At 65.9% G+C, this 26,199-nt stretch carries 29 protein-coding genes; 13 read left to right on the top strand and 16 right to left on the bottom strand.

The features are described 5' to 3' along the window. Nucleotides 1-94: 94 nt before the first annotated feature. The 3 genes from lhgO to GDH07_RS16120 all read right to left on the bottom strand — a co-directional run bounded on the left by lhgO (nucleotide 95) and on the right by GDH07_RS16120 (nucleotide 2,705). A complete protein-coding gene (lhgO, locus tag GDH07_RS16130; protein WP_152898167.1) occupies nucleotides 95-1,288 on the bottom strand; it encodes an L-2-hydroxyglutarate oxidase in 1,194 nt (397 codons plus the stop codon). Nucleotides 1,289-1,383: 95 nt separating this feature from the next. Continuing rightward, nucleotides 1,384-2,094 carry a FadR/GntR family transcriptional regulator gene (locus GDH07_RS16125; RefSeq protein WP_053136270.1) on the bottom strand — a complete coding sequence of 237 codons (711 nt, stop codon included), beginning with the start codon at nucleotides 2,092-2,094 and terminating at the stop codon, nucleotides 1,384-1,386. 83 nt (nucleotides 2,095-2,177) lie between these two features. After that, complete coding sequence (locus tag GDH07_RS16120) at nucleotides 2,178-2,705, bottom strand: GNAT family N-acetyltransferase (protein ID WP_152898166.1); 528 nt, start codon at nucleotides 2,703-2,705, stop codon at nucleotides 2,178-2,180. 137 nt (nucleotides 2,706-2,842) lie between these two features. Here GDH07_RS16120 and GDH07_RS16115 point away from each other — a divergent pair, with 137 nt between their 5' ends. Further along, nucleotides 2,843-3,727 (top strand): LysR family transcriptional regulator, encoded by an 885-nt coding sequence (locus GDH07_RS16115; RefSeq protein ID WP_343038257.1) that lies wholly within the window; start codon nucleotides 2,843-2,845, stop codon nucleotides 3,725-3,727. Between the two features lie 10 nt (nucleotides 3,728-3,737). On the opposite strand, the gene GDH07_RS16110 is transcribed toward GDH07_RS16115, so the two are convergent. Together GDH07_RS16110 and GDH07_RS16105 are read right to left on the bottom strand one after the other, a co-directional pair. After that, the gene (locus GDH07_RS16110) at nucleotides 3,738-4,358 is read right to left on the bottom strand and encodes a LysE family translocator (RefSeq protein ID WP_343038256.1); all 621 of its coding nucleotides are present in this window, start codon (nucleotides 4,356-4,358) and stop codon (nucleotides 3,738-3,740) included. Nucleotides 4,359-4,450: 92 nt separating this feature from the next. Next, nucleotides 4,451-5,320: a LysR family transcriptional regulator gene (locus tag GDH07_RS16105; RefSeq protein ID WP_152898165.1), complete on the bottom strand. Its 870-nt coding sequence runs from the start codon at nucleotides 5,318-5,320 to the stop codon at nucleotides 4,451-4,453. Between the two features lie 139 nt (nucleotides 5,321-5,459). Here GDH07_RS16105 and GDH07_RS16100 point away from each other — a divergent pair, with 139 nt between their 5' ends. The 5 genes from GDH07_RS16100 (at nucleotide 5,460) to GDH07_RS16080 (ending at nucleotide 10,299) form a co-directional block, all read left to right on the top strand. Next, nucleotides 5,460-6,518, top strand: coding sequence for an agmatine deiminase family protein (locus tag GDH07_RS16100; RefSeq protein ID WP_152898164.1), 1,059 nt, complete (start codon nucleotides 5,460-5,462; stop codon nucleotides 6,516-6,518). Then, a complete protein-coding gene (aguB, locus tag GDH07_RS16095; RefSeq protein WP_152898163.1) occupies nucleotides 6,515-7,423 on the top strand; it encodes an N-carbamoylputrescine amidase in 909 nt (302 codons plus the stop codon). The genes GDH07_RS16100 and aguB overlap by 4 nt, the downstream gene beginning before the upstream one ends. Nucleotides 7,424-7,425: 2 nt before the next feature. Beyond that, the gene (locus GDH07_RS16090) at nucleotides 7,426-8,535 is read left to right on the top strand and encodes an extracellular solute-binding protein (protein ID WP_152898162.1); all 1,110 of its coding nucleotides are present in this window, start codon (nucleotides 7,426-7,428) and stop codon (nucleotides 8,533-8,535) included. Between the two features lie 40 nt (nucleotides 8,536-8,575). Continuing rightward, a complete protein-coding gene (locus GDH07_RS16085) occupies nucleotides 8,576-9,700 on the top strand; it encodes an agmatine deiminase family protein (RefSeq protein WP_022643786.1) in 1,125 nt (374 codons plus the stop codon). 140 nt (nucleotides 9,701-9,840) lie between these two features. Beyond that, a complete protein-coding gene (locus GDH07_RS16080) occupies nucleotides 9,841-10,299 on the top strand; it encodes a GNAT family N-acetyltransferase (protein ID WP_152898161.1) in 459 nt (152 codons plus the stop codon). Between the two features lie 123 nt (nucleotides 10,300-10,422). Here GDH07_RS16080 and GDH07_RS16075 read toward each other — a convergent pair whose 3' ends face one another. From GDH07_RS16075 to GDH07_RS16065, 3 genes are read right to left on the bottom strand one after another with little or no spacing between them, the layout of a single operon-like run. Beyond that, a complete protein-coding gene (locus GDH07_RS16075; RefSeq protein WP_152898160.1) occupies nucleotides 10,423-11,364 on the bottom strand; it encodes a class I SAM-dependent methyltransferase in 942 nt (313 codons plus the stop codon). A 58-nt stretch (nucleotides 11,365-11,422) separates the two neighbouring features. Next, a complete protein-coding gene (locus GDH07_RS16070) occupies nucleotides 11,423-11,872 on the bottom strand; it encodes a DUF7832 domain-containing protein (protein WP_152898159.1) in 450 nt (149 codons plus the stop codon). 28 nt (nucleotides 11,873-11,900) lie between these two features. After that, nucleotides 11,901-12,836: an ankyrin repeat domain-containing protein gene (locus GDH07_RS16065; RefSeq protein WP_152898158.1), complete on the bottom strand. Its 936-nt coding sequence runs from the start codon at nucleotides 12,834-12,836 to the stop codon at nucleotides 11,901-11,903. 200 nt (nucleotides 12,837-13,036) lie between these two features. Here GDH07_RS16065 and acuI point away from each other — a divergent pair, with 200 nt between their 5' ends. Both acuI and GDH07_RS16055 read left to right on the top strand, forming a co-directional pair. Further along, entirely contained in the window at nucleotides 13,037-14,020 is a 984-nt protein-coding gene (acuI, locus tag GDH07_RS16060) for an acrylyl-CoA reductase (NADPH) (RefSeq protein WP_022643791.1), read from the top strand. Between the two features lie 129 nt (nucleotides 14,021-14,149). Continuing rightward, nucleotides 14,150-15,505 carry an MATE family efflux transporter gene (locus GDH07_RS16055; RefSeq protein ID WP_152898157.1) on the top strand — a complete coding sequence of 452 codons (1,356 nt, stop codon included), beginning with the start codon at nucleotides 14,150-14,152 and terminating at the stop codon, nucleotides 15,503-15,505. A 9-nt stretch (nucleotides 15,506-15,514) separates the two neighbouring features. On the opposite strand, the gene GDH07_RS16050 is transcribed toward GDH07_RS16055, so the two are convergent. Further along, complete coding sequence (locus GDH07_RS16050) at nucleotides 15,515-15,838, bottom strand: DUF2834 domain-containing protein (RefSeq protein WP_152898156.1); 324 nt, start codon at nucleotides 15,836-15,838, stop codon at nucleotides 15,515-15,517. A gap of 13 nt (nucleotides 15,839-15,851) precedes the next feature. Then, a complete protein-coding gene (locus tag GDH07_RS16045; protein ID WP_343038255.1) occupies nucleotides 15,852-16,253 on the bottom strand; it encodes a DUF6713 family protein in 402 nt (133 codons plus the stop codon). Between the two features lie 141 nt (nucleotides 16,254-16,394). Between GDH07_RS16045 and GDH07_RS16040 the strand changes: the two genes are divergently transcribed. Together GDH07_RS16040 and GDH07_RS16035 are read left to right on the top strand one after the other, a co-directional pair. Beyond that, complete coding sequence (locus GDH07_RS16040; protein ID WP_053136225.1) at nucleotides 16,395-16,853, top strand: GNAT family N-acetyltransferase; 459 nt, start codon at nucleotides 16,395-16,397, stop codon at nucleotides 16,851-16,853. A gap of 26 nt (nucleotides 16,854-16,879) precedes the next feature. After that, a complete protein-coding gene (locus tag GDH07_RS16035) occupies nucleotides 16,880-17,689 on the top strand; it encodes a helix-turn-helix domain-containing protein (RefSeq protein WP_085596663.1) in 810 nt (269 codons plus the stop codon). Here GDH07_RS16035 and GDH07_RS16030 read toward each other — a convergent pair. Together GDH07_RS16030 and GDH07_RS16025 are read right to left on the bottom strand one after the other, a co-directional pair. After that, nucleotides 17,686-18,387 (bottom strand): TetR/AcrR family transcriptional regulator, encoded by a 702-nt coding sequence (locus tag GDH07_RS16030; protein ID WP_085066079.1) that lies wholly within the window; start codon nucleotides 18,385-18,387, stop codon nucleotides 17,686-17,688. The two genes, GDH07_RS16035 and GDH07_RS16030, sit on opposite strands and share 4 nt — an antisense overlap. 132 nt (nucleotides 18,388-18,519) lie before the next feature. Further along, nucleotides 18,520-18,894, bottom strand: coding sequence for a DUF2784 domain-containing protein (locus tag GDH07_RS16025; protein WP_053136222.1), 375 nt, complete (start codon nucleotides 18,892-18,894; stop codon nucleotides 18,520-18,522). A gap of 135 nt (nucleotides 18,895-19,029) precedes the next feature. Here GDH07_RS16025 and GDH07_RS16020 point away from each other — a divergent pair, with 135 nt between their 5' ends. Further along, nucleotides 19,030-20,055, top strand: coding sequence for a hypothetical protein (locus tag GDH07_RS16020; RefSeq protein ID WP_343038254.1), 1,026 nt, complete (start codon nucleotides 19,030-19,032; stop codon nucleotides 20,053-20,055). A gap of 55 nt (nucleotides 20,056-20,110) precedes the next feature. Here GDH07_RS16020 and ppnN read toward each other — a convergent pair whose 3' ends face one another. The 3 genes from ppnN to GDH07_RS16005 form a co-directional block, all read right to left on the bottom strand. Then, a complete protein-coding gene (gene ppnN, locus GDH07_RS16015) occupies nucleotides 20,111-21,484 on the bottom strand; it encodes a nucleotide 5'-monophosphate nucleosidase PpnN (protein WP_022643799.1) in 1,374 nt (457 codons plus the stop codon). Between the two features lie 221 nt (nucleotides 21,485-21,705). Continuing rightward, the gene (locus GDH07_RS16010) at nucleotides 21,706-22,359 is read right to left on the bottom strand and encodes a suppressor of fused domain protein (protein ID WP_152898155.1); all 654 of its coding nucleotides are present in this window, start codon (nucleotides 22,357-22,359) and stop codon (nucleotides 21,706-21,708) included. A 51-nt stretch (nucleotides 22,360-22,410) separates the two neighbouring features. Continuing rightward, a complete protein-coding gene (locus GDH07_RS16005) occupies nucleotides 22,411-23,160 on the bottom strand; it encodes an SIR2 family NAD-dependent protein deacylase (RefSeq protein ID WP_152898154.1) in 750 nt (249 codons plus the stop codon). 164 nt (nucleotides 23,161-23,324) lie between these two features. Here GDH07_RS16005 and GDH07_RS16000 point away from each other — a divergent pair, with 164 nt between their 5' ends. Beyond that, nucleotides 23,325-23,729, top strand: a complete 405-nt coding sequence (locus tag GDH07_RS16000) for a response regulator (RefSeq protein ID WP_152898153.1) — start codon at nucleotides 23,325-23,327, stop codon at nucleotides 23,727-23,729. Between the two features lie 33 nt (nucleotides 23,730-23,762). Here the strand turns inward: GDH07_RS16000 and GDH07_RS15995 are convergent, their stop codons facing one another. Then, a complete protein-coding gene (locus GDH07_RS15995; protein ID WP_031321513.1) occupies nucleotides 23,763-24,632 on the bottom strand; it encodes an isocitrate lyase/PEP mutase family protein in 870 nt (289 codons plus the stop codon). 447 nt (nucleotides 24,633-25,079) lie between these two features. Between GDH07_RS15995 and GDH07_RS15990 the strand changes: the two genes are divergently transcribed. Next, on the top strand, nucleotides 25,080-26,198 hold the full coding sequence (locus GDH07_RS15990) for a saccharopine dehydrogenase NADP-binding domain-containing protein (protein ID WP_152898152.1): 1,119 nt from the start codon (nucleotides 25,080-25,082) through the stop codon (nucleotides 26,196-26,198). Nucleotide 26,199 lies beyond the last annotated feature (1 nt).

Raw genomic sequence — 26,199 nt, 5'->3', positions numbered from 1 at the left:
CATCCTCTTGGATCATTGTATTTATTGTCGGGTGACGCGAGCACGCGATCCTGCCGGCGTCGTCGAGGCGCCGGGCAAGCGAGTGCCAGGTGTTTCAGCCGGCCTGGAAGATCCGGTCGGCGATCATCGAGCCAATGGGAATCGCCGAGGTGGCGGCGGGCGAGGGCGCGTTGCACACATGCAACATGCGCGAGGTTTCGGCGAACAGGAAATCGTGGACCAGGCTGCCATCGCGCATCACCGCCTGGGCGCGGATACCCGCTTCGTAGGGCAGCAGGTCGCTGACTTCCAGGGACGGGCAATACTTGCGGCACTGTTCCAGGTAGCCGGACTTGAACAGCGAATTCTTCATCTCGGTGGTACCGGAGCCGAGGTTCTGCCAGATGGTTTTCCAGAACCCGGGGAAGCTGGCGTACTGCGCGACATCGCGCCAGTTGATGGAGAACTTGCGGTAGTTTTCCCGGCCCAGGCCCAGCACCGCGTTGGGACCGACGGTGACGCTACCGTCGATCATGCGGGTCAGGTGCACGCCGAGGAACGGCAGCTCCGGATCGGGGATCGGGTAGATCAGGTGGTTGACGATGTCGTTCTTCGACGCCGGCAGGCGGAAGTACTCACCGCGAAAGGGGATGATCTGGTGATCGATCCGCACCCCGGCCAGGGTCGCCAGGCGGTCGGACTGCAGGCCGGCGCAAGCCACCAGTTTCTTCGCCCGCCAGCTGCCGCCATGGGTGCCGACGCTGACGCTGTCGGCGTGCTCCTGGATTGCGGTGACGGTCTGGCCCAGGCAGATTTCGCCACCGGCGCGGCGGATCACCCGGGCCATGGTGTCGCATACCTCGCGATAGTCGATGATGCCGGTGGCGTCGAGGAACAGCCCGCCCAGGCCGACGATGTTCGGCTCGCGCTGGCGCAGTTGCTCGGCATCCAGGCGCTCGACCTTCAGGCCATTGAGCTGCGAACGCTGGTACAAGGCTTCCATGCGCTGCACTTCCAGGGTATTGGAGGCCACCAGCACCTTGCCGCAGACCTCGAACTTGATCCCATGCTCGGTACAAAACTGCTTGGTGGCCTCGGCGCCGCGCTTGCACAGGTCGGCCTTGAGACTGCCCGGCGCGTAGTAGATCCCGGCGTGGATCACGCCGCTGTTGTGCCCGGTCTGGTGCTTGGCCAGCACACTTTCCTTTTCCAGGACCACCAGCGAAGCGCCGGGCTGGCGCTTGAGTATCTCCATCGCCGTGGCCAGTCCGACGATGCCGCCGCCGATGATGCAAAAGTCGTAGATCATGGTTCCAGGTGTCCGTATCAGTCTGGTTATCAGGTTGTCAGACTAAGTAGTCCGATAAAAACCGCAGGCTCGGCCTGCGGTCTGGCGCATTAGGGTCAGTCGAGGGTAGGCAACTCCAGGCCCAGGCGCTTGGCCGAGGCACGCAAATGGGCATCGGCACAGCCGGCGGCGGCCTGGCGGTCACCGGCGGCGATGGCCTGGTACAGCGCCTGGTGCTCCTGGGCCGCGTCGGCAGAACCGCCCACCAGGCGCAGCGCCGAGTTTTCCCAGGCAGTCTTGCGGGCACTGGCCAGCTGGCTGCGCAGGAAGTCATGGAAGGCCACGAAGTAATCGTTCTTGCTGGCTTCGGCGATGGCCCGGTGGAACGCCACGTCGGCCAGGGCCGCGGCTTCGAAATCACTGCGCTTGTCGTGCATTTCCTGTAGCGCGGCCTGCATCCGTTGCAGGTCGTCGGCGTCCCGGCGCTGGGCGGCGATCGACGCGGCCTGGGTCTCGATCCACAGGCGCATCTCGAACATCTGCGCCAGGTCCGCCAGGCGTCCCTCGCTCTGGGGGAAGCGGAACACCGTGCCGGCAGGGGTCTTGGAGATGTACGAACCCAGGCCGCGGCGGGCGATCAGCACACCATCGGCCTTGAGCTGGGCGATGGCCTCGCGCACCACCGAGCGACTGACATTGAGCTGTTCAGCCAGTTGCTGTTCGGTGGGCAGGCGCGACTCGGGAGCCAGTCGGCCGGAGTCGATCTCGTTGCGGATGGCGTTGACGACCCGTACGACCAGGGAGTCGGGGCGCTGGAGTTCTAGCATGGGTAAACCTAGGAAGTCAGGTTGTCAGACAATAGCCGTGGTGAATTTTTCCTGTCAAGAAAAACCCGCGACAAGGCGCCGCATCAAGCCGCCAGGCGACAGCCGAAAATCAGATCGTCGAAATCCTCGCCGCCCAGCTGGAAGGCCCGTTCGTCACGGCGTAGGAAGGCGAAGCCGCATTTCTCCAGGACCTTGCAAGACGGCGCATTACCGTCGGTGACCGTGGCGATCAGCTGCTTGATGCCCAGGGTGTGCCGGGCGTGCTCGATGACGGCGCGCAGGGATTCCACGGCCAGTCCCTTGCCTTGATGCTGCGGACGCAACAAGTAGCCGACCTCGGCCTCGGCGGCGTCGCCGTTGCTGATCCGCAGGCCGGTGAAACCCAGGCCTTCACCGCTGTGGCGGTCGTTGATCAGCAGGCACAGCCAGTGGGTCGAATTCGTATTCCAGTGCGGCAGGCGCGAGGTGAAACGCCCCTCGATCTGCGCTCGGGAAAGCGGGTCGCAGACATAGCGCAGGTTACCGGGGTCGCTGTGCAGGGTCAGGAACAGCTCCCAGTCATTGGCGTTGAGGGAGCGCAGGTGCAGGCGTTCGGTGTGCAGTTCCAGCATGGGGCGGTCCTTGTCCTCGGGTTGGGCGACGCCTTCACTCTACAGCTCCAGGCCCGCGACTGAAGAAAACTCTGATCGCGCCAGAGTATTTTTCGCATAAGATCCCGGCCTGATTTCGCAAGGACAGGCAGGTAAGCGTGAATTGGGATGATCTGCGATTCTTCATTGCGGTCGCCAACGCCAGCAACATCACCGATGCCGGACAGGCGCTGAAGGTGTCGGCGGCCACGGTCTCGCGCAAGATCCAGATGCTGGAGCAGGCCTTGCACACGCCGCTGTTCCTGAAGACCACCCAGGGCTATTTCCTCACCGAGGCCGGCCGCGACTTGCTGCCCATGGCGCTTGAGGCTCAGGAACGCTTTGGCCAGATGGAGCGCCAGTTGGCCCGGCCCGGTGCGCGCATGGCCGGGGTGGTGCGCATCGATTGCCCGGAGCTGATGGGCAGCCACCTGTTGATCCCGGCCCTGGCGGAGTTTCGTGCGGATCATCCAGAGATCCGTTTCGACTTCGTCAATGCCGCGCGCTCGGTCAAGCTCACCCAGAGCCACAGTGACCTGGTGCTGCGCCTGCATCGGCCGGAAGCCGGTAGCAACTTCACCTTGCGCAAGGTCGGCGCGCTGACCCAGGCGCTGTTCTGCTCCCCGGCATATGCCCAGGCCCAGGGGTGTCCGCAAGCGCCCGAAGATTTGGCCCGGCATGGCTTGATCGGCTGGAACCAGGCCCTGGAGCATATGCCCCTGGCCCGCTGGCTGGACCGGCTCAGTGGCGGCCAGCCGCTGTGGATGAGCACCGCCAACCTGCAAGCGCAGCTCCAGGCGGTGCAGGCCGGCCTGGGGATCGCCGCCTTGCCGGTCTATATCGCCGAACCTCTGGGGCTGTGTCGGGTGTTGCCGGATGTCCCGGCGCATCGGGCCGATATCTGGCTGCTGCGCAACTTGGCGACCCAGGGCCAGGAGCGGGTCGAGCAGGTGGTGCAGTTCATCGACCGGGTGCTGCGCCAGCATGGCCTGCAAGACCACTGAGGCGGTCGGCTCAGGCCAGGCCATTGCGCAGAAAGATCCACGCCGCCACCCCCATCAGCAGCAAGCCGAACAGCACATTTTGCGCCTTGAGCAAGCCCGGCCTGGCACGTAGCAGCGGTTGCATGCTCGAGCCCAGGCCCGCCCAGAGCAGGTGGCCGAACAGGTTCACCGCGATCAGCGCGGCGCTCAGCGCCACCACCGCCAGGCTGCCGGCACTGGTGGCCGGGCTGAAGGTGGAGAACATCACCAGCAGCATGACCAGCCCTTGCACGTTGCCCAGTTGCAGCACCACGCCATCGCGGAACAACAGCGCCTGTTCTGGCTCGCCGGGCTTGCGCAGTGGCCGCAGCAACAGGCGCAGGCCGAGCCAGAAGATGTACAGGCTGCCGGCGATCCGCAGGCCTCGCAGCAGTTGCGGCTGCTGCGCCAGGCTGTGATAGAGCCCGAGGCCCACCAGCAGGGCCAGCAGGAAGTAGGTCAGGTCCAGGCCGAGGATGAAGCGCAGGGAGCGGCGCACACCGCTGCGGGCGCCGGAGCTGGCCACCATCAGGTTGCCGGGACCGGCGCTCAGGGCCATGGGCAGCATGGTGGACAACCACAATGACCAGTTGATGTCGGGGATCGGGGGCACGCGCGATTCCTTGGAGGCAGTGCGGATTGCACCGGCGCCAGCTTAAGGCGGCGCCGGGGCAGGGGTTACCGCCAGGAATGCAAAGCGGTTTTTCAGGCCTGCCCGGCCTGCTCCAGGGCGTTTTGCAACCAACTGCAGAAGCTGCGGGTCAGCGAACTGCCTTCACTGTCGCGATGCACCAGCCAGGCCCAGGTCGGACCGCGCACGCTTTGTTCGCACAGCGGCTGCAACTGGCCCTGGGCCCGGGCTTGCTGGGCCAGCAGTTGGCTGACCAGGGCGATGCCGTGGCCAGCGCAGGCGGCGTCCAGCAGCAATCCCGGGTCGGAGAAGTTCAGGCCGTTGCTGCGCTGGCCGATGTCGGTGCCGCCTTCCACCACCCAGTGGCTCCAGTCCATTTCCCGTTCGCCGTGCAAGGTGGTGCGCAGCGCCTGGGGCTGCTCCAGCAGGGAGGGGTGGCAGGCCGGATAGAGCTGGTCGCTGTACAGCTCCAGGTAGCTGCATTCGGCCTGGGCGCTGAGGTCGTCGCGGATCGTCACGTCGATGGTCTGGGTGGCCATGTCCGGCGGCTCGAAACTGGTGAACAGCCATAGGTCCACTTCCGGGTGCAGGCGGTTGAATTCGCCCAGTCGCGGTAGCAGCCAGTGGCGAGCGAAGGCCGGGCTGGTGTTGACCACCAGCTGGTTGGGCTTGCGGTACTGCTCCAGGCGGCGAATGCCCACGGCCAGTTGCTGCAGCAACGACTGGGTGGTGCTGCGCAGGTCATGCCCGGCGTCGGTCAGGGTCACGCTGCGCCCGCTGCGGTAGAACAGCGGCTGTTCGAGGAAGGTTTCCAGGCTGCGGATCTGCTGGCTGATGGCCGATTGGGTCAGGTGCAGCTCTTGCGCCGCCTGGTGGAAGCTGCCCAGGCGCGCGGCGGCTTCGAAGCCGCGCAGGGCGTTCAGGGGAGGCCAGTGTTTTAACATTATCGATAAGTCCAGCTAATCAGAATTTCACTAAATCTATCGTTTGTTGTGGGATTTTCAAAGCCATAGCATGGGCGCCATTGGTTGCACCGGTATTTGTTGGCTGATAACAAAACCTTAATCGAGAGGCGCGATTCCCATGCACAGCAATGACAGTCGAAACAGCGGTTGGCGGATGCCCGCCGAGTGGGTACCCCACGCGGCGACCTGGATGGTCTGGCCCCATAACCAGGACCTGTGGGAGTCGGGCTGGGGCGTGACCCTGGCCGACGTACAGGCGGATTTCGCCCGGGTGGCCAATGCCATCGCACGTTTCGAGCCGGTCAAGCTGGTGGTCGATCCTTCGGCCCTGGAGAGCGCCCGGCGCCACTGCGGCGCCAACGTCGAGCTGGTGGTCCAGGCCGTGGACGACAGCTGGTGCCGCGACTCCGGGCCGAGTTTCGTCTGCCATCCCCAGCACGGGCTGGCCGGCGTCAGCTGGCGCTTCAATGCCTGGGGTGGCAAGTCGGCCCACGAGCTGGACCGCAGCCTGGCCCGGCGCCTGCTCGACCAGCTGGGGCTGGACTGCTTCGGCACCCACCTGGCCAACGAAGGCGGCGCCATCCATGTGGACGGCGAGGGCACCCTGATCACCACTGAGTCGGTACTGCTCAACCCCAATCGCAACCCGGGCCTGGGCAAGGCCGAGATGGAAGAGATCTTCGAGCGCCTGCTGGGGGTGAAGAAAACCATCTGGCTGCCCGGCGATCCGGACTACGTCACCGGCGACATGACCGATGGCCATGTCGATGGCGTCTGTGCCTTCGCCCGTCCCGGCCTGCTGCTGGTGGACGCCACCCATGACCAAGGCTCGGTGTACGCCGAAGTGGTGCGCGAGAACCGCCGTGCCCTGGAGCTGGCCCGGGATGCCCAGGGCCGCGCCTTCGAACTGGTGGAGTTGTTCGAAGCCACTGCCGCGGTGGACACCCAGGCCGAGGTGTTCTGTGCCTCTTACACCAACTTCTACATCGCCAACGGCGCGATCATCATGCCGGCCTATGGCATCGAGGCCGATCAGGTCGCGGCCCAGGTCCTGGCCAAGGCCTTCCCCGGGCGGCAAGTGGTGCCGGTGCAGATCAATCACCTGGCCCATGGCGGTGGTGGCGTGCATTGCATCACCCAGCAGCAACCGCGCTGGCCACTGGAGGTGTCGGCATGAGCAACTTGACCGTCGCGACGTTGCAGATGCCCTGTACCTGGGACCTGGCGGACAACCTCGAGCGCGCCGAGCAACTGGTGCGCGAGGCCGCGGCCCGGGGCGGGCAGGTGATCCTGCTGCAGGAGCTGTTCGCCACGCCGTACTTCTGCATCGAACAGCAGCACCGGCACCTGGCACTGGCCGAAGAGTATGGCCAGAGCCGCATACTCAAGCGCTTTGCCGCCCTGGCCAAGGAGCTGGGGGTGGTGTTGCCGCTGAGCTGGTTCGAGCGGGCCGGCACTGCCTACTTCAATTCCCTGAGCGTGGCCGATGCCGACGGACGCCTGCTCGGGGTGTACCGCAAGACCCACATCCCCAACGCCATCGGTTACCAGGAGAAGGAGTACTTCAGCCCCGGCGACACCGGCTTCAAGGTCTGGGACACGGCGTTCGGCCGCCTGGGCGTGGGCATCTGCTGGGACCAGTGGTTCCCGGAAACCGCCCGTTGCCTGGCATTGCAGGGTGCCGAGGTGCTGCTGTTCCCCACTGCCATCGGCTCGGAGCCTGGCGCCGCCGACCTGGACTCGAAGGATCACTGGCAGATGACCATGCGTGGGCACGCCGCGGCCAACCTGCTGCCGGTGGTGGCGGCCAACCGCGTCGGGCGGGAAGTGGCTCGCAGCGACTCAGAGCTGCACATGCAGTTCTACGGTTCCTCGTTCATCTCTGACCACAAGGGCCGGCTGCTGGCCGAGGCCGACCGCGACACCACCGGCATGCTCTTGCATGAACTGGACCTGGCGGCCATGGCCGAGGAGCGCCGGACCTGGGGCATCTTCCGTGATCGTCGTCCGGAAATGTACGGGCCCTTGCTGAGCCTCGACGGCCAACACCTGCATTCACGCTGGAACCCTCGGGAGGCATGAGCATGAACCGCATCGGCACATTGCGCCTTGGCGCGCTGGCACTGGCATTGATGGCCGCGCAGGTCCAGGCCGCGCCTGAAGAAAAGATCCTGCGCCTGTACAACTGGGCCGACTACTTCGCCCAGGACACCCTGGCGCGTTTTACCGCCGAGACCGGGATCAAGGTGATCTACGACGTCATGGAAGGCAGCGAGGTCCTGGAGGCCAAGCTGATGACCGGCGGCAGTGGCTACGACCTGATCTTCCCCGGCGACACCGTGGCCGAGCGACTGATGCGTGCTGGCAGCCTGCAGAACCTTGACCCCGCCAAGCTTGCGCAAATGGACGACATCGAGCCCGGCCTGCAAGCCTTGCGCAAGCAGTACCCCCGGGCCAGCCAGGCCACGGTGCCCTATACCTGGGGCACCATCGGCCTGACCTACAACGCCGGGCAGATCGCCCAACGCTTGCCCAATGCACCGGTCAACAGCCTGGACCTGCTGTTCAAGCCGGAGCTGGCGGCGCATTTCGCCGATTGCGGGATCTCGGTGATCGACTCGCCCGACGAAGTACTGGCGGTGGCGCTCAACTACCTGGGGCGCGATCCGCGCAGCGCCAAGCCGGCAGACCTGCAAGCGGCCAGCGAGCTGTTGCTCAAGCTGCGGCCGTACATCCGCAAGTTCCAGTCGCAGCCGGTGACCGACCTGGTCAATGGCAACCTGTGCCTGTCCCTGGGCTACAGCGGCGATGTGACCCAGGCCCAGCGCGCCGCCGACGGGGCCGGCAAGCCGGTGGACTTCCAGTACCGCATCCCGCGTGAGGGCACCACGGTGTGGATGGACACCATGGCGATCCCCAAGGATGCCCGGCACCCGGAGTACGCCTATGCCTTCATCAACTTCGTCATGCGCCCGCAGAACATGGCGGCCATCAGCAATTTCACCGGTTACCCCACGGCCAATGCCAAGGCGCGGCCGCAGATCGATCCACGGATGGTGGGCAACCCGGATATCTACCCGGATGCCGCGACCTTTGCCCGCCTGGTGCCGGGGCGCGATATTCCCCAGGCCGACATGCGGGCCCGAATGCGCATCTGGACCCAGTTCAAGACGGCTACGATAAAAGCACCCTGAGCCGTTCCACTTCATGCAATCCCCCTTGAGAGAAAGACCGATGTCGACCCGACGTACATTCATCAAACAGGCCTCGCTGCTGGCCGGTTTCGCCGCCGTGACTACCCTGGGCCTGGGCGCCCGTCGGGTCTTGGCCCAAGAACAGGAACAGGAGGACTGGGTCATGCCCGACGAAGGCGATCGTCACCAGCGGGCCTTCATGGCCTTCGGTGCCCAGGATGCGATCTGGGAAGACTTCACTGGCGATGTGCAGGAGGCCCAGGGCCGGATCGCCCGGGCGATTGCCGCCCATGAGCCGCTGACCCTGTTCTGCCGCGAGCATGAGCGCGACCTGGCCGAGGAGCTGTGTGGCACTCGCAACGTCACCTATGTGATCACCGAGCTGGACGATATCTGGATGCGCGATATCGGCGCCAACTTCGTGGTCGACTCCCGAGGCGAGCTGGGCGCAGTGGACTTCAACTTCAACGGTTGGGGCAACAAGCAGCGCCATTCCCGGGATGCGCGCCTGGCACGCCAGGTGGCCGATGGCGCGCGCGCCACCTACTTGCGCAGCGAACTGGTGGGCGAGGGCGGCGGTATCGAGGTGGATGGCCACGGCACCGGGATCATGACCGAGAGCAGCTGGATCAACCGCAATCGCAACCCCGACTGGAGCAAGGCCGAGGTCGAAGCCGAGCTCAAGGCTTGCCTGGGCCTGCGCAAGATCATCTGGTTGCCGGGGATCAAGGGGCACGACATCACCGATGCCCACGTCGACTTCTATGCGCGCTTCGCGGCTCCCGGGGTGGTGGTGGCCAACCTCGACAACGATCCGGACTCCTACGACCACGCGGTGACCCGCGCGCACCTGGAGATCCTGCGCAACGCCACCGATGCCGATGGCCGCAAGCTCAAGGTGCACACCCTGTCGCCGCCCTTGAATCCGCGCAAGAGCCGCTTCAGCCGGGGCAACGAAGACTTCGCCGCGGGCTACATCAATTACTTCGTGATCAACGGCGCGGTGATCGCCCCGGAGTTCGGCGATCCGGTGGCCGACGCCAAGGCCCACGACCTGCTCAGCCAGCTCTACCCCGGGCGCGAGGTGGTGCAGCTGGATATCGATGCCATCGCCGCAGGCGGGGGTGGGATCCATTGCGTCACCCATCAGTTGCCAGCGTTGTGAGGTGCTGGCAGGCGAGGGCAAGTGGTCTGCTGTTGAAATTAGAATTGGCCTGCTACAACAGGCCGTTAGCTACCTAAGCTGGCGCTCTTCGATATCCCCGGGAAGCAGTGTTGTTTCCGGTTTTTCATGAGGAGAGCGTCATGGGCAAGCAGCAACAGACGGTAGTGGTACGGGCCATCCAGGCCGAAGATCGGGAGCAATGGCAGCAATTGTGGCTGGCTTACCAGGATTTCTATCAGGTAAGCCTTTCGGAACAGGTGAGCCAACGCACGTTCGAGCGTTTCTTCGACCCCCGGGAGCCGGTGTATTCGGCGGTGGCGGTGCAAAGTGGCGAGTTGGTGGGGTTCGTCAACTCCGTGCTGCACCGTTCGACCTGGGCCACCACGGACTTCTGCTACCTGGAGGACCTGTATGTGGCGCCGCAGGTCCGTGGCGGCGGCGCTGGCAAACAGCTGATCGAGTGGGTCCAGGCCTTTGCCCGCCAACACGATTGCGCACGGCTGTACTGGCACACCCACGCCACCAACAAGCGCGCGCAAAAGCTCTATGACTGGGTGGCGGACAATTCGGGATTCATCGAATACCGGATGCCACTCTAACCCCGCGCCGATCCTGGACGCTCGTGCCGAGCTGGCGAGGCTGCGCCCGGGCGCGCAGCGGCCGTAAAAAGGACGATGCGGTCGATCAACTGCGCCGCCAGGCTGGCCCGGTGGCCGCCACGGCTACGCTGGCTGGTTGAACACCAGGGCCTTCAGGCCGCATTGCGCATCGGCATCGGGAAATTCCGGGGGGTTGTCCAGGCGCTGTTCGAAACGCAGCCCTGGCGCGGCCTCGGCCATGCCGTCCAGCAGGAACTCCACGCTGAACGCCGGATCGTTCATGCAGGCCAGCACCCGGCCCGTCGGCGTCAGCAACTCCGGCAGGCGCCGCAGCACTCGCGCGTAGTCCTTGCTCAGCACGAAGCTGCCTTTCTGGAAGGAGGGCGGGTCGATGATCACCAGGTCGTAAGGGCCGCCTTGCTTGACCTTGCCCCAGGACTTGAACAGGTCATGGCCGAGGAAGCCCACCCGGCCCAGGTCGTGGCCGTTGAGCCGATGGTTGTCGCGGCCACGGCTCAGGGCCGCCCGGGACATGTCGAGGTTGACCACCTTCTCGGCCCCGCCGGCGATCGCCGCCACCGAGAATCCGCAGGTGTAGGCGAACAGGTTCAGCACCTTCAGGCCCTGGGCATTGGCCCGCACCCAGTTGCGCCCGTAGCGCATGTCGAGGAACAAGCCGTTGTTCTGCTTGCTGCCCAGGTCCACCCGGTAATCCAGGCCTTCCTCGGTGATGGTGCAGGATTCCACCGGCTCGCCCAGCAACCATTCGCCGAGGCTGTCGGGCAGGTAGCGGTGTTGCAGCATCAGGCTGGTGGCGCCGCTGGCCTGCCACTGCGCGGTGGTGCCCAGGTCCACCAGCAGCTGTTTCAAGGCAGCCAGGTCCCCGGCTTGCACTTCCTTGAACAGCGACACCAGCAGCACGCCTTGCAGCCAATCCACGGTCACTTGTTCCAGGCCCGGCCAGCAGCGCCCGCGCCCGTGGAACAGGCGCCGGGTTTCCCTTGGGGCGCTGGCCAGGGCGTCCAGCAGGTGTTGGTTGAGGGTGGCGAGGGCTTGAGGGTTCATCGGCGCGACCGGCAATTTTTCGGGGCGGCATTTAACCACAATTGCCGGCCGGCGCGGTTCAGTCCAGGTGTTCCGGGCGGCCCATGGCTCGCCATTGCGCCAGCCGGCCATCGAGCACCGGAGCGAGCAGGTCGTAGTTGCTCCAGCTGTTCTCCACCCGGTAGATCGTATCGGGGACTGGCGCCAGGAGCTGCTCATAGTCCTCGCTGTAGCGGCCGTTGCTGTCCTTTCCCGCATAGTAGGCAGCAGCGAAGGCATTGCCTTCGGCGTTGAAGTCTTCGTCGTAGAGCCTTTCATCGAGCATCTTGAACAGGAACTCACGGCCATCGAGTTTGCGTGAACGTAGCTGCGCCAGTTCCTCGGCGGCATCTTCTTCAAGTTCTTCGCTGGCAAAGCCGTTGAGCAGCATCCAGGCCAGGAACAGGCCGATATGGGTGCCCCCGGCGCTGGGCGGCAGGTCGCTGGGAAAGTCTCCGCCGTAATGCCAGGAAGCGTCGTCGTATTTCATCGGGCATGGGTCCTTGTGTACATGCGATTCAAAGAATGGTGTTTTCCCATTTCTCGGTGCCGGCCAGGCGCCGCTTGACGTTGTCGATCCGCCATTGCCCGGCCGCCAGCTTGACCAGGAAACGATACTCGTAGCGCAGCCTGCGCGAAGCGGGATCGCGGATCAGCACTTCGGCCTGGCTCGGCTTGAGCAGCTGGCAGGCCAGCAGTTCGTTGTCCTTCGAGTAGGTGGTGGGCGAGCCATAGGAGGCGCGGGCGTAGGCCCTGTCGCGCTGGGTGCAGAAGCGCTCCAGCAGCTGCCGGGGCTCGGCCCAGAAGTCCTGGTCCAGGCCGTCGCGTGCCTGGGCCTTGCCGCGCCGTTCCCAGGCCTCCAGGGCCAGGGTATAGGCTCGCACCTGGGTGACCGGGTCGGCGCTGCTGTCGCCAGCGGCCGGCAGTTCCGGCCAGGGCAGGTGCGGCGCGGGCTCGCTGGGTTGCTGGGCTCCGGCCCCGGCTTGGGCGAGCAAGTGCATGATCCGCTCATGGCCCTTGTCTTCGGCCAGGGACCAGGCGTTGCGCTGCTGGAAGTCCAGCAGCTGGGCATCGGCCCCGGCCTGCAGCAACAGGCTGACCATCTCGGCGTGGCCGCCCTGGGCGGCATTCATCAAGGCACTGCGCCGCAGGTCTGGGGAGACCTGGTCGAGGGCTGCGCCGTGTTCGATCAGCAGCTTGGCGATGGCGCAAGCACCGTTGCCGGCAGCCCAGGACAGCGAGCTGTAGCCCAGTGCCTTGCAGGGTTGTTGCGGGTTGGCGCCACGCTGCAGCAGCAATGCCACGGCGGGCAGGCGGCCGGCGATGGTGGCCGCCAGCAGTGCGGTGCGGCCGGTTCCCTTGTGCTTCCATTCGATGTCTGCGCCGGCATCCAGCAGGCGGGTCAGTGCGGCGAGGTCGCCACGGGCAGCGGCTTTTTCCAGAAGGTGGGACAAGGTCGGGAATCCGTTCGATCAACAAAAACTCGGGCGCAATGGTAACGCCGCGATGCCCGGGTTTGCCATGTCGGCGTCAACGTGGACGCTACGCGGGGCCTTGCGTAGGATGGCGCCTTCGCCGGCATGTCCCTGTGCCGCGCTGGTGCCCCCGGCCTTTGCCCGTTGCCGACAGACCACTTTCCAAGCAGGAGTCCCGGATGTTCAACGCCATTGTGATCGACAAAGACACTGCAGGTTATCGCGCCGATATGACGCAGCTGGAAGACGCCCGGCTACCCGCAGGCGAGGTCAGTGTGCAGGTTGCCTACAGCACGTTGAACTACAAGGACGGCCTGGCGATCACCGGCAAGAGCCCGGTGGTGCGTCAGTTCCCCATGGTCCCCGGCATCGACCTGGCGGGCACCGTGGAGTCCAGCAGCCACCCTCGCTTGCGGGCAGGCGACCAGGTCTTGCTCAATGGCTGGGGCGTGGGCGAAAGCCATTGGGGCGGGTTGGCGCAGAAGGCCCGGGTGCAGGGCGACTGGCTGATCCACCTGCCGCAAGCCTTCACCCCGCGCCAGGCCATGGCCATCGGCACGGCCGGCTACACCGCCATGCTGTGCCTGCTGGCCCTGGAGCGTAACGGCCTGCGCCCGGGGCAGGGCGAGGTGCTGGTCACCGGCGCCAGTGGCGGGGTCGGCAGCTTTGCCGTGAGCTTGCTGGCACGCCTGGGCTACTCGGTGATCGCCGCCACCGGCCGCCCGGAAGAGGCCGACTACCTCCGGCAACTGGGGGCCAGCCAGGTGATCGAGCGCGCCGAGCTGTCCCAGCCGGGACGACCACTGGCCAAGGAACGCTGGGTGGCGGCCATCGACTCGGTGGGCAGCCATACCCTGGCCAACGTCTGCGCCGGTACCGCCGCCGATGGCCTGGTGGCCGCCTGTGGGTTGGCCCAGGGCATGGATTTTCCGGCCTCGGTGGCACCTTTCATCTTGCGTGGGGTCAGCCTGTTGGGAATCAACAGCGTGACCCGGCCATACCAGGAGCGGGTCCATGCCTGGCAGCGGTTGGCCGCCGAGGTTGACCTTGAGCACCTGGAGTTGATCACCCGCGAAGTGGCGCTGGGCGAGGCCATCGGTGTCGCCGCCGAGTTGCTCGAGGGCAAGGTCCGTGGGCGGGTGGTAGTCAACGTGAACCGCTGACCGGCACTGGCCATATCGCGCGCGGCCACCCCGCGCGCCTGCCGAACCGTCGAGCCTGATAATCGCGGTCGGTCATACCCGGGCCGCCGTGGCCCTTTTTCATCGCCCTGATTCGAGGTTGCCCGTTCCATGTCCATTGCTCCCCAGCGACCGCTCTGGCAGGTGTATTTGCTCTTCCTGCTGCCCATGGTGCTGTCGAATTTCCTGCAGTCTTTCTCCGGCACCCTCAATGGCATCTACATCGGCCAGCTGTTGGGGACCCAGGCCCTGGCGGCCGTGTCGGGCATGTTCCCCATCCTGTTCTTCTTCATCGCCCTGGTGATCGGCCTGGGTGCGGGGGCCTCGGTGCTGATCGGCCAGGCCTGGGGCGCCCGGGAGCTGGATGCGGTCAAGTCGGTGGCCGGCAGCACCCTGTTGCTCGGGGCCATGATCGGCCTGGTGGGAGCGGTGCTGGGCATGCTCTTCGCCCGGCCGGTGCTGCAGGGCCTGGGCACGCCGGCGGACGTGCTGGATGACGCGGTGGGTTATGCCCGGGTGATGATGCTGATCTTGCCGTTGCTGCTGGTCTTCGTGCTCTTCACCCAGTTGCTGCGAGGCGTCAGCGATACCCTGTCGCCCTTGCTGGCGCTGATCGTCTCGACCCTGGTGGGCCTGCTCCTGACCCCGGCGCTGATCCAAGGCTGGCTGGGTTTGCCGCCCCTGGGGATCCAGAGTGCGGCCTTCGCCGGACTGGCCAGCAACATCATCGCCATGGGCTTTCTGGTCTGGCGCCTGCGGGGCCAGACCCATCCGCTGGCCTTCGATCGGGCGCTGTTCGCGGCGTTGAAGCTGGACCGGGCGATCCTGGCCAAGGTGCTGCGCATCGGCCTGCCCACCGGGGTGCAGATGGTGGTGATCTCGCTGTCGGAGCTGGTGATCCTGGCGCTGGTCAACCACCACGGTTCCCAGGCTACCGCGGCCTATGGCGCAGTGACCCAGATCGTCAACTACGTGCAGTTCCCGGCGCTGTCGATCGCCATCACCGCCTCGATCCTCGGGGCCCAGGCCATCGGTGCCGGACAACTTCAGCGCATCACTCCGATCCTGCGCACCGGGCTGCTGATCAATCTGTGCCTGACCGGCGCCCTGGTGCTGCTGGGCTACCTGATTTCCCACTGGCTGCTGGGGTTGTTCATCATCGACCCGGCGGCCCTGGTCCAGGCGGGGCACCTGTTGCACATCATGCTCTGGAGCCTGCTGGTGTTCGGCTTCCAGGCGGTGGTCGGCGGCATCATGCGCGCCAGCGGCACGGTGCTGATGCCGGTGGCGATCTCGATCTTCTGCATCCTCGGGGTGCAGTTGCCGGCGGCCTACTTGCTGGATGCGCAGTTCGGCCTGCAAGGGGTGTGGATGGCGTTCCCGGTGGCCTACCTGGCGATGCTGGTGTTGCAGGTCGGCTACTTCAAGCTGGTCTGGCGCCACAAGCAGATCCAGCGCCTGATCTGAGCCCCGGCGTCAGCCGTTCCCGGGCTGGCGTCGGTCCCGCCAGCCGCAGACCACCAGGTACAGCAGCGGGCCGATGGAGACGAACACGGCGGTGAGCAGCAGGTAGGGCCATACCGAACTCGCCGATCGTCCTCGGGCGCGGGCGTCGCGCAGCATCCACAGTCCGGCCAGGATGGCCATCAGGTACAGGTCGATCACCACTTGCGCGGTGTCCGGGCGCGACAGCAGCTGCAGGCCGAATTGCAGCAGCGACTGCTCGGCCTGCAGCAGGGTGAACAGGGTGTAGCCGCTGAAAGCCAGCAAGGCCAGGAGCGCGGGATAGGGGCGGGGCATGGGTGTTCCTCGATCAGGGGCGGTGGGCATTGGCGAATCGCGGATGCCGGGTTCCCAGGTCCAGCAGCAGGTAGCCCAGGCCGGCAGCCGCCCAGGCATGGATCAGCCCCTGGGACAGCAGCGAATCGAACAGGTACAGCGGGTGCTCTTGCAGGCGGTAATGCAGCCCGGCATGAATTACCGCGAATCCGGCCAGGGCCTGTCGGGTAGTGCGTCGAAGCCGGGCCCGAGGGTGTCCGGCCAGGGCCATCAAGGCGACGCCCAGGGGCACGTGCAAGGCGATGAACAACTGCTGGGCCAGCGCTGGCTCGAGGTCGCGCAGGCCGTAGAGCAGGCGCCATTCGGCCTGGGCCACGGCGTCCAGCTCATGGCCGGCGAACAGCACGACACAGAGCATCCAGAAGGTGGGTTTCACGTTAAAACTCCTTGAACAACGTCAGGCAAACAGGCTAAGTGGCGAGCGCTGCGCCACTCAATGACCCCGCAGGTCATAGACAGCCGCGCACCGATGCGTTGTGCTAAAGCCTGTGCCCCTCTCTTCAAGGACCGAACGACCATGAGCAACCACCAGCCGAACCCAGCAGCCGGCGCTGGCCGAACGATTCGCCTGGCCGACCCCACGGACGTGCCGGCCATGCTCGAGTGCGATCCCTACGCCCGCCAGCATCCGGCTCGGGGGCGGCAGGTCGACCAAGCCGTCGCACGGGGTGAGGGCTGGGTCGAGGTGGCGCAGGGGCAGGTAGTCGGCTACCTGCTGCTCAACCATGATTTCTTCGAATACGGCTTCGTCGCGCTGGTGGCCGTGGCCCCCTGGCAGCAACGCCAGGGGGTGGCGCTGCGCTTGCTCCTGGCCGCCGAGCAGGCGTGTCGTACCCCACGGTTGTTCATCTCTTGCAACCAGTCGAACCAGGCCTCCCGGGCCATGATCGCCAAGGCCGGGTTCCACCCCAGCGGGGTGATCGAAAACCTCGACGAGCAGGATCCGGAGCTGATCTTCTGCAAGACCCTGGGCTGAGGGCGGAGCGCAACGGAACCGTCTCCATGACCGATACCCTCGAGCATTCCCGCATCGACCGGCAGGCCGTAGGCATGCAATTACGCCGGCTGCGCCATCAGGCGCGCCTGAGCCAGCTGGACCTGGCCTTGCAGGCCGGCTTGTCGCAACGGCACCTGAGTTGCGTCGAGACCGGTCGGGCACAACCCAGCCCGGCCTTGTTGCAGCGCCTTCTGGATACCCTGGAAACGCCCCTGGAAGTGCGCAACCGGGTATTTCTCGCCGCCGGCTATGCGCCGCGTTATGCCGCGCTGCCATTGAGCGATCCGGGGTTGGCCCCGGTGCGCACGGCGTTGCTGCATTTGCTGGAAGCCAACAACCCGGCGCCGGCGATCGTCATCGACAGCGGCTGGCAGGTGCTGGCGGCCAATCGGGCGACCCAGGCGCTGTTCCAGTTGCTGGGCCTGCCCCGGCAAGCACTGGGCGAAGGTTTCAACCTGCTGGTGACGCTGTTGGCGCCCGCAGGCTTGGGTGATTGCCTGATCAATGCCGAGCAGATCCGCCAGGTGGCCTGGCAACGGGCATCCCGGGAGGCTGGCGAGGCTCCCGGCTTGGCGGCGCTGCTGGCGACCCTGCCGGTGCCTTTGGCGGTGGATGCGGCCGAGGTGTCGGCGCCGCTGTTGCTGACTCGGGTCCGTGGGCCCCAGGGCGAACTGCGGTTCCTGTCCACCTTCACCACCTTCGGCATGCCCCAGGACATCACGGTCGCCTCGCTGCGCATCGAACACCTGATCCCGGCCGACGAAGCCACCTGGCAGGCCCTGGGCGAGGCCTGCGCGCAGTTGGCGCAACCTTAGACCGCCAGTGCCCGGGCCGACCGGTCCTGGCCCATGCCCGAAGTGCCCACGGCGCCGGCCAGGATCATCCGGGTCAAGGTCCTGGCGACGTCCTGGAAGTCGGCGTCGCTGGGCTCGCTACGGCCTTGGATCAGGGCGATCTGCCAGCCGAGGGTGGGGTAGGTCTGGGTGGTCGCTGCGATGAACAGCAGCAGGTGCTCCGCAGCGACGGCCTGGATCAGGCCATCTTCGATCCAGCTGCGCAGGCAGGCGATTTCGTTCTGTTGCTGGGCATGCAGTTGCTGGCGCCAGCTGTCGGGCAACTGCTGCGCACCATGGAGCAGTTCGCTGCAGAGAATCTTCGAGCGCAACGGGTATGCCTGCACGATCCGCAGCCGCGCGGAGATATGGGCGGTGAGCGCGGTTGTCGGCTCGGCGTTGGCGGCCAACAGGGCCGAGGCCTGGCCCAGGGGTTCGAGCAACGGTTCGAGGACCTCGGCGTAGAGGTTCTCCTTGGTGTGGAAGTAGTAATACAGGTTGGCCTTGGGGACTCCGGCCCGCAGGGCAATGTCCAGGGTCTGGCAGGCGCTGAAGCCCTTGGCGGCGAATTCGTTGCAGGCGGCGTCTAGGATCAGCTGCCGATGGCGCATGCGCGACTGGCGTTCGCGGCGCGGCGGCGGTTGCGGGCGTGATTGCGGGGATGCGGGAGGGGCGGGCATGGGGCGATCTCGTGATTCGATAGCGCAATATACAAAACTATATAGCGCCGTGCCTGTGCCAGTTGCGCAGGTCTGGATGGCCTGCCCGTGCGTTGTGCGGAAAATCGGGGCCAGTGGCCGGCCCCGTGGGCTTCAGCCGCGGCGCCGGCGCAGCCAGCGTCGGAGCAGCCAGGCGTACACCGACAGGTTGATCAGCAGCACCACGGCGCCGAGCCACAACTGGATGCCCGGGGTCAGCCCCGCGGGGTAGATCAGCGGGATCAGGTAATGCTCGATGAATCCGGCGGCGTAGCCCTGTTGTCCGGCGGCATGGCGCAGCAGGTTCTCCCAGCGGGTCAGCGGGCATTCCAGGTGCCCGACTTCCACGGCCACGCCCCAGGCCGCCGCCGGCAGGTGCAACAGCATCAGGCGTGGCTGGCGCAGCACCAGCAGGCCGCCCAGCAGTACGAAGAGGATGAAGGACAGGTGGAACAGCACCAGGCTGTCGGCGGCGATACGGTAGAGCATGAAGGTTCCTTGGGCAGGGCGGCAGGTCCATGGCGCGAGCGCGCGGGCAATATACCTGTGTCGCGCTACCTATACTGGAAAAAGGTCGGCGCGGCTCGGATGGGCGCGGCGCCGCCTATAGCGGAGGGACGTGCCGTGTGCTCACAAGCGCTGGGTGCCGGTCGAGGTCGAACCTGGTTGTTCGTCCTGGGCTTGCTGGTGTTGGCCGGTTGCGCCAACCGCAGTCCCGAGCCCATGGCGCCGGCTCCGGTGGCCCCGGCTACCTGGCGCCAGGTCGACCGCGCCTTGCTGGAGGCCTCCGCTCGCGCCACCGCACAGGCCGAAGTCTATGCCCAAGGTTCCATGGAGCATTGGCGAACCCGGGTCTACCAGCAGACCGACGAGAGCTTCATCCCCTGGTTCAGCGGCTACTGGACCCAGGAGTGGCTGTCGTTGAAGGTCGGCTGGTATTCACTCAACAGTGGCGGCGACAGCGACCAGGCCGCCAGGCGCCTGGCGCTATACCTGCAGGAGCAATACCAGCAGCGGGTGCTGGCGCCGGTGGCGCTGGAGATCGATGCCGACCAGATCACCGCCCAGGCCATGGAGTTCTACGTGCAGCAGCTGCGCCTGCAACTGGCGCAGGTCAGTACCCGCCTGCAGTTGCCGGCGGCGCAACTGGACCAGCACCTGGAAAGGATCATGGCCATCGATCTGGGACCGCAGGCGAGCCAGCGGGCCAGCCTGCGCCAGTTGTTGCAGGTCGAGCCGATCGTCCGGTTGCCGGCCTACGGGCCGTTGCTGCAGCAGCTACGCCTGCCCGAGCAGGCCACTGGTACTTCGGGCGTGCCCCGGGTAGCACAACAGACCAGCGAAAAACTCCAGGCCCAGTTCGCCGGGCGTGGGGTCGCCGGTGCCGTGGCCGCTGCAGTAGGGCGTGTGGCCGGGGCGTTGATCTCGGTAGGGGTGGCCGGCGTCCGGGCGCTGGTCCAGGACGACGCTCGGCCCGACTTGCAAGCCCAGACCCGCCGGGACCTGGGCGAGGCATTCGACCAGGCCTGGCTCAGGCAACTGCATGATCCGCAACATGGGGTCATGGCCGGGGTGTATTACCTCGGGCGCCAGCTCGAAGGCCAGTTGCAGCCGCCAGCCGAATCAGCGGAGGTTGGCGCCGTGCCTTGATCGAGGTACGAGCCGCGCGCCATGGGCCGGCGCGCGGCGGGGCGGGTATCGGGGCTCAGCTGACCACGCGATAGCAGGGCACGTAGGCGGCACCACCGGGCAACTTCATGCGGTGCTGATCGACGAAGGCTTTGAGCAGCTGGTCCAGCGGCTGCATGATCGCCGGGTCGCCATGGATGCTGTACGGGCCTTTCTGCTCGATCAGGCGGATGCCCTGGTCCTTGACGTTGCCGGCGACGATGCCGGAGAACGCCCGGCGCAGGTTGGCCGCCAGTTCATGGGGGGGCAGGGCATGGCTGAGTTGCAGGTTGGCCATGTTTTCGTGGGTCGGGTCGAACGGGTGCTGGAAGCCTTCGTCGATCTTCAGCAGCCAGTTGAAGTGGAAGGCGTCGTTGCGCTCGCGGCGGAACTGCTTGACGGTCTTCAGGCCTTCGGTCATCTGCCGGGCCACTTCGGCCGGGTTGTCGATGATCACCTGGTAGTGCTGGCCGGCCGCTTCGCCCAGGGTCGCCAGGACGAAGGCGTTGAGCTGCTCCAGGTACGGCGCCGCGCTCTTGGGCCCGGTGAGGATCACCGGGAACGGCAGGTCGCGGTTGTCCGGGTGCATCAGGATGCCCAGCAGGTACAGGAACTCTTCGGCGGTGCCGGCGCCACCGGGGAAGATGATGATGCCGTGTCCGACCCGGACGAAGGCCTCCAGGCGCTTCTCGATGTCCGGCAGGATCACCAGCTCGTTGACTATGGGGTTGGGCGCCTCGGCGGCGATGATGCCCGGCTCGGTCAGGCCCAGGTAGCGGCTGCCGTTCATGCGCTGCTTGGCATGGGCGATGGTGGCACCCTTCATCGGCCCCTTCATCACGCCGGGGCCGCAGCCGGTGCAGATGTCCAGCTTGCGCAGGCCCAGCTCGTGGCCGACCTTCTTGGTGTACTTGTACTCGTCGGTGTTGATCGAGTGGCCGCCCCAGCACACCACCAGCTTGGGCTCCACGCCGGGACGCAGGGTGCGGGCGTTGCGCAGCAGGTGGAAAACGTAGTCGGTGATGCCCTGGGAGCTCTCCAGGTCGATGCGCTGGCTGTCCAGTTCGTTGGCGGTGTAGACGATGTCGCGCAGGGCGCTGAAGAGCATTTCCCGGGTGCTGGCGATCATCTCGCCATCGACGAAGGCATCGGCCGGAGCGTTCAGCAGCTCCAGGCGCACGCCGCGATCCTGCTGGTGAATCCGTACTTCGAAATCGTGGTAGGCGTCGAGGATGGTCTTGGCGTTGTCGACGTGGGCGCCGGTATTGAGGATGGCCAGGGCGCACTGGCGGAACAGCGTGTAGATGCTGCCGGAACTGGCGGCGCTCAGTTGTTGCACTTCACGTTGCGAGAGGGTCTCCAGGCTGCCTTTCGGGCTGACCGAAGCATTGATCACATGTCTTTGCGGCATTCATCCATTTCCTGAAAGCGGCGCCACCGATCCCGGGGGCGGGGGCGCGAAAGAGCGGGGCAGTGAGCGGGGCCGCCCGTATCCGGGGGGCTGGTTTCCAGCGGCAGGGCAAGAAAGCGGCGATCGCTGCGAGGGTGTTCGCTCTTTGAATCTACCTCATGACGAGCCGTCGTGGCGGGAAAAATGATGAGGCGTGCCCTTGTCCCCGGGTTTCGAGCGCATCACAGGATGCTGGCGCGCCGTGGATCGATCACTGGCGAGGCACCGGCCTGGGCCAGGCGCTGGAGCAGCTCGGGGTAGCCTTCAGCCTGCGCCCAGGTGTGTTCCGCTGCGGTCAGGCCCACCAGTTGCAGGAAGTCGAAACGCCCGCAGAGCAGTTGCTGAGTCTCGGGAAACCCCGGTGCGGCGATGAACAGCACGCTCTCGACCTGGCTGCCGGCACCGTCGATGGGGTTGCCCAGGCGCATGCGGTCCCACTCGTCCAGCAGTGGCCGCTCGCCGAAGTGACCGGCAGACAACAACAGTTGGTAGGCGCAGAAGTGACGCAGCAGGTACAGCGCCCATGGCGATTGCTCACGGGTTTCCAGCAGCAGCTCGCGACCCATCCCGGACCAGCCGTCCGGCTCGGGTTGCTCCGCGTGCCAGGCATTGGACAGGCCCGAGGTGACGTACAGCCAGCTCTCGCGTCGGGCATTGGGGGGCGACTCGAAGACCCCATGGGTCAGCCAGCGCGGATCGACTTCGGCGTCGCGGAACAGGCTCGGGTCCAGGGGGTAGATCCCGGGGCCGAGGTCACCGAACAAGCTCCGGTAGATCTGTTCCTCGCGCTGTTCCCAGGCCGCTTCGAACCATGAAAAGTCTTGGGTATCCGACATCTTGAAACATCCTTGAAAGCAGAGGGTGGCCCACTGCGGGCCACCCGGAAATCAGGCAAAGGCCTGCTGTAGCAGTTGTGGCAGTACCTGCCCGGCCTTGCCCACCAGGTGGTATTCCCCGGGGGCGCTGCCAGGTTGTGGCTGCGGGTTGATATGCACCACGCAGGCGCCTTGCTGCAGGGCCAGCTGTGGAATCTGCGCCGCCGGCTGCACCAGCCCGGAGGTGCCCACCGACAGCAGCAGGTCGCACTCGCGGGCAGCCTGGAAGGCGCGCTTGAGGGCCGCCTCCGGTAGCGCTTCGCCGAACCACACCACGCCGGGGCGCAGCTTGCCATTGCAGCCGGTGCAGCGTGGCGGCTCCAGGCGCGCGCCGCTCTCTGGCACGGATGGCATGGGCAGCACGCCGCTGAAGGGCCGGTTGCAGGCGAAGCACTTGGGGCTGTGCAGGCTGCCGTGCAGATGCAGCACATCGACGCTGCCGGCACGTTCGTGCAGGTCATCGACGTTCTGGGTGATCAGGGTCAGGCGCGGCAGGCGCCGGCCCAGTTCGGCGATCGCCAGGTGGGCCGGATTGGGCTGGGCCGCGAGCACCTTCTGGCGCCGCCATTCGTACCAGCCCCAGACCAGCGCCGGGTCGTCGCGAAAGGCCTGGACCGTGGCCAGGCGCGCCGGATCGAAGTTTTCCCAGAGGCCGGTCAAGGCATCGCGAAAGGTCGGGATGCCACTTTCCGCCGAGACTCCGGCGCCGCTGAATACCACCAGGTGCCTGGCCTGGGCCAGTCGCTTGGGATCGAACTCCATGGAAAGAACCACCTCCGTTTTCAACCACGACACCACTTGGGTGGCGCGTGCGGGGCTGGCATTATCCGCCGACGGTCGTGGCAAGTGAATTTATCTTCGCGCCTTCGCTCATAAGTGTGTCGGCGGCTTGGCTCGCCCATCCAACCTGCCAGGGAGTGTCATCCATGTATTCAGCTTCGCCCATCGATAGCGACGCCTGCGGGCGCTTGATCCTGGTGGTGGAGGACGAGCCGACGGTGCTGGAGTTCCTGTGCGAGATCCTCGAGGACGAGGGCTACGCCACCCAGGCCCTGGGCAGTGCCGACCAGGCCTGGGAATTCCTCCACGAACGGGCCGCGGACGTGGCGCTGCTGCTGACCGATATCACCATGCCTGGCCGGCTCAATGGCGCAAGCCTGAGCAACCTGTGCGGCGAACACTTACCGGGGATGCCGATCGTGGTGATGTCGGGGTACGAGACCCCCGAGAGTTCCGGGGTGCGCTATCCGGTGTCCTTCATCCGCAAGCCCTGGACCATAGGCCAGGTCCTGGATTGCGTGGAAGGCGCGTTGAAATCGGCCCAGGGTTGAGGCGTTGCGCCTCACCCCGGCCAATTGCCGGTGTTACTCCTTGACGCTCATGAACTCCCGCGCCCAGACGATGTACTCCTCGGGCTGGGTGTAGGTGTGCGCCAGTTCGGTGGCGCTCAGGTCCGAGGCCTGGGTGAAGATCTGCCGCTGTTCGCGCAGGCAATCGTAGGTGGCCTTGATCGCCGCGAAATAGGCGGCGTGGCCGTCCACCGCGATCTTCACGCCCAGCTGGGCCAGGCGTGCGTCGTCGCGCAGCGCCGGGTTGCCGTAGGTCACCAGCATCAGCGGCACGTTCAGGTGCTCGGAGATCTGCTCCAGTTGTTCGAAATCACGGATGCCGACCATGCAGATGGCATCGGCGCCGGCGCGTTCGTACTGCTGGGTGCGGCTGATGATTTCCTGCACCGGCAGGATCCCGGCGTTGGTCCGGGCGATGATCGCCAGTTCCGGATCGACCCGGGCCTCCAGGGCCGCGCGGATCTTGCCCACGCCTTCGGCGACGGATATCAGGTCGGTGGACTTGCGGCCGAATTGCGCCGGCAGCAGGGTGTCCTCGATGGTCAGCGCAGCGATGCCGGCGCGCTCCAGCTCGACCACGGTGCGCATCACGTTGAGGGCGTTGCCGTAGCCATGGTCGGCGTCGGCGATCACTGGCAACTGGGCCACACGGCCGATGCGGGTGGCCTGCTCGGCGAACTCGCTCAAGGTGATCAGGGCGAAGTCGGGGGCCGCCAGGACCTGCAGCGAGGCCACGGAACCACCGAGGATACCGACCTCGAAGCCCAGGTCGGCGGCGATCCGGGCGGACATCGGGTCAAACACAGAAGCGGTGTGATAGCAGGAAGAAGAGGCGATCAGTTCACGGAAACCGCGGCGCAAATCTTGATGGGAAAGCCTGGACATAACAGCTCCGAGATGGGATCGAGAGATCGACCTTCGGGTCGAATCGAATTTTGCAATCAGTTCCCTTGGCGAGCCGATGATCGAAAGGCTCGCAGCGAAACGTTGGTTGGGCAGATGAAGGTGAAGCAGGGGGGTAGCAAGGCGTCTTTATCCCGCTTGATTGAATGAAGCTGCGGGTTTGTTATGCGAGGCCGACATAGCAGGACGAGGCTAACACGCTCCCGGGCCGTAGAGGATGAGGAATTTGCATAGCATTATGCCGGACTGGCATTGGCAATTTTTTAGCAACTTAATGTTACAAGTGTTCCGCGCGGCCCTGTCGGGCCCTCGCCGGAAGGTATCCGGCGGCTGCCGGCACTTGTCGCTCCAGGGCAAATCGCGGAAGCTGCCGCGCCGCAAGGTCCGCTCATCCAGCGGCGCAACGTATTTATTTCAGGGATGCAGGTAATGACGCTCAGAGTGTTGGTGGTCGGTGGTTATGGCAATTTTGGCAGCATCATCTGTCGCTACCTGATCCACCGTCCGGGCTTGCACCTGGTGATTTCCGGACGTGACCCGGCCCGCCTGGAGGCCAAGGTCCAGGCCTTGCGCGCGGAGGGCGGCCAGCCCTGCGAAGGCTGGTGCGGCGACGCCATGGGCGAGCAGTGGGCACCGGCGCTCAAGCACCTGCAGATCGATTGGGTGATCCACACCGGTGGACCGTTCCAGGGGCAATCCCATGCCGTGGCGCGCGGCTGTATCGAGGCCGGGGTCAATTACTGCGACCTGGCCGACTGTCGCCAGTTCGTCGTCGGCATCGCGGCCCTCGATGCCCAGGCCCGGGCCGCCGGGGTGGTGGTACTCAGCGGCTGCAGCTCGGTGCCGACCCTGTCGACGGCGATCATCGATGAGCATCGCCAGCGTTTTTCCCGGATCGAACGTATCGAACATGGCATTTCCTCCTCGGCGAAGATGCCGGGGCTGTCCACCATCCTCGGCGTCCTGGCCTATGCCGGCCGGCCGATCCTGCAGCTCAAGGACGGCCAGTCGCACCCGGTGATCGGCTGGCAGGGCCTGACCTTGCGCAAGCTGCCAAGGCTGGGCACACGCTTGGTGGCCAATGTCGATGTGCCGGACCTGGATCTGTTCGCCGCCCGTTATGGCGCCCATACCCTGTCGTTCAAGGCGGGTGCCGGGCTCAAGGTCGCCGGGCTGGCCAATGCCTTGCTGGCCCAGGCGGTGAAGCTGGGGCTGGTGCGCGACCCGGCGCCCTGGGCTACGCGCCTGCATCGCTGCGGAACCTGGTTCGAGTGGCTGGGCGATGGCTTGAGCGCCATGTACGTCGATGTCCATGGTCTGGGCCAGGACGGCCAGCCGTTGTCGATGAGAGCGCAACTGACCGCCGCCAACGATCATGGCCCGGAGATCCCCAGCTGCGCAGCGGTGGCGGTGATCCTCAAGGTGCTCGATGGCCAGCCGCTGCTCCCGGGGGCTCGCGCCTGTGCCGGTGAGGTCAGCCTGGAGCAGTACCTGCAAGCCATCGACGATCCGGCCAACCTGCAGATGCAGGTTGAGTTCTCGCGTTAGC

Source organism: Pseudomonas piscis (assembly GCF_009380155.1).
GTDB lineage: Bacteria > Pseudomonadota > Gammaproteobacteria > Pseudomonadales > Pseudomonadaceae > Aquipseudomonas > Aquipseudomonas piscis.
This window is presented reverse-complemented; position numbering and strand designations above follow the sequence as displayed.

Bases quoted from the DNA above. Each gene is read 5' to 3' on its own strand.
- GDH07_RS16005 (WP_152898154.1), bottom strand. From the start codon at position 23,160: ATGGAGTTCGATCCCAAGCGACTGGCCCAGGCCAGGCACCTGGTGGTA.
- GDH07_RS16070 (WP_152898159.1), bottom strand. From the start codon at position 11,872: ATGAAATACGACGACGCTTCCTGGCATTACGGCGGAGACTTTCCCAGC.
- GDH07_RS16055 (WP_152898157.1), top strand. From the start codon at position 14,150: ATGTCCATTGCTCCCCAGCGACCGCTCTGGCAGGTGTATTTGCTCTTC.
- GDH07_RS16080 (WP_152898161.1), top strand. From the start codon at position 9,841: ATGGGCAAGCAGCAACAGACGGTAGTGGTACGGGCCATCCAGGCCGAA.
- GDH07_RS16000 (WP_152898153.1), top strand. From the start codon at position 23,325: ATGTATTCAGCTTCGCCCATCGATAGCGACGCCTGCGGGCGCTTGATC.
- GDH07_RS16085 (WP_022643786.1), top strand. From the start codon at position 8,576: ATGTCGACCCGACGTACATTCATCAAACAGGCCTCGCTGCTGGCCGGT.
- GDH07_RS16010 (WP_152898155.1), bottom strand. From the start codon at position 22,359: ATGTCGGATACCCAAGACTTTTCATGGTTCGAAGCGGCCTGGGAACAG.
- GDH07_RS16040 (WP_053136225.1), top strand. From the start codon at position 16,395: ATGAGCAACCACCAGCCGAACCCAGCAGCCGGCGCTGGCCGAACGATT.
- GDH07_RS16050 (WP_152898156.1), bottom strand. From the start codon at position 15,838: ATGCCCCGCCCCTATCCCGCGCTCCTGGCCTTGCTGGCTTTCAGCGGC.
- GDH07_RS16035 (WP_085596663.1), top strand. From the start codon at position 16,880: ATGACCGATACCCTCGAGCATTCCCGCATCGACCGGCAGGCCGTAGGC.
- GDH07_RS16105 (WP_152898165.1), bottom strand. From the start codon at position 5,320: ATGTTAAAACACTGGCCTCCCCTGAACGCCCTGCGCGGCTTCGAAGCC.
- GDH07_RS16100 (WP_152898164.1), top strand. From the start codon at position 5,460: ATGCACAGCAATGACAGTCGAAACAGCGGTTGGCGGATGCCCGCCGAG.
- GDH07_RS16025 (WP_053136222.1), bottom strand. From the start codon at position 18,894: ATGCTCTACCGTATCGCCGCCGACAGCCTGGTGCTGTTCCACCTGTCC.
- ppnN (WP_022643799.1), bottom strand. From the start codon at position 21,484: ATGCCGCAAAGACATGTGATCAATGCTTCGGTCAGCCCGAAAGGCAGC.
- acuI (WP_022643791.1), top strand. From the start codon at position 13,037: ATGTTCAACGCCATTGTGATCGACAAAGACACTGCAGGTTATCGCGCC.
- GDH07_RS16090 (WP_152898162.1), top strand. From the start codon at position 7,426: ATGAACCGCATCGGCACATTGCGCCTTGGCGCGCTGGCACTGGCATTG.
- GDH07_RS15990 (WP_152898152.1), top strand. From the start codon at position 25,080: ATGACGCTCAGAGTGTTGGTGGTCGGTGGTTATGGCAATTTTGGCAGC.
- GDH07_RS16030 (WP_085066079.1), bottom strand. From the start codon at position 18,387: ATGCCCGCCCCTCCCGCATCCCCGCAATCACGCCCGCAACCGCCGCCG.
- GDH07_RS16125 (WP_053136270.1), bottom strand. From the start codon at position 2,094: ATGCTAGAACTCCAGCGCCCCGACTCCCTGGTCGTACGGGTCGTCAAC.
- GDH07_RS16120 (WP_152898166.1), bottom strand. From the start codon at position 2,705: ATGCTGGAACTGCACACCGAACGCCTGCACCTGCGCTCCCTCAACGCC.
- GDH07_RS16075 (WP_152898160.1), bottom strand. From the start codon at position 11,364: ATGAACCCTCAAGCCCTCGCCACCCTCAACCAACACCTGCTGGACGCC.
- GDH07_RS15995 (WP_031321513.1), bottom strand. From the start codon at position 24,632: ATGTCCAGGCTTTCCCATCAAGATTTGCGCCGCGGTTTCCGTGAACTG.
- aguB (WP_152898163.1), top strand. From the start codon at position 6,515: ATGAGCAACTTGACCGTCGCGACGTTGCAGATGCCCTGTACCTGGGAC.
- lhgO (WP_152898167.1), bottom strand. From the start codon at position 1,288: ATGATCTACGACTTTTGCATCATCGGCGGCGGCATCGTCGGACTGGCC.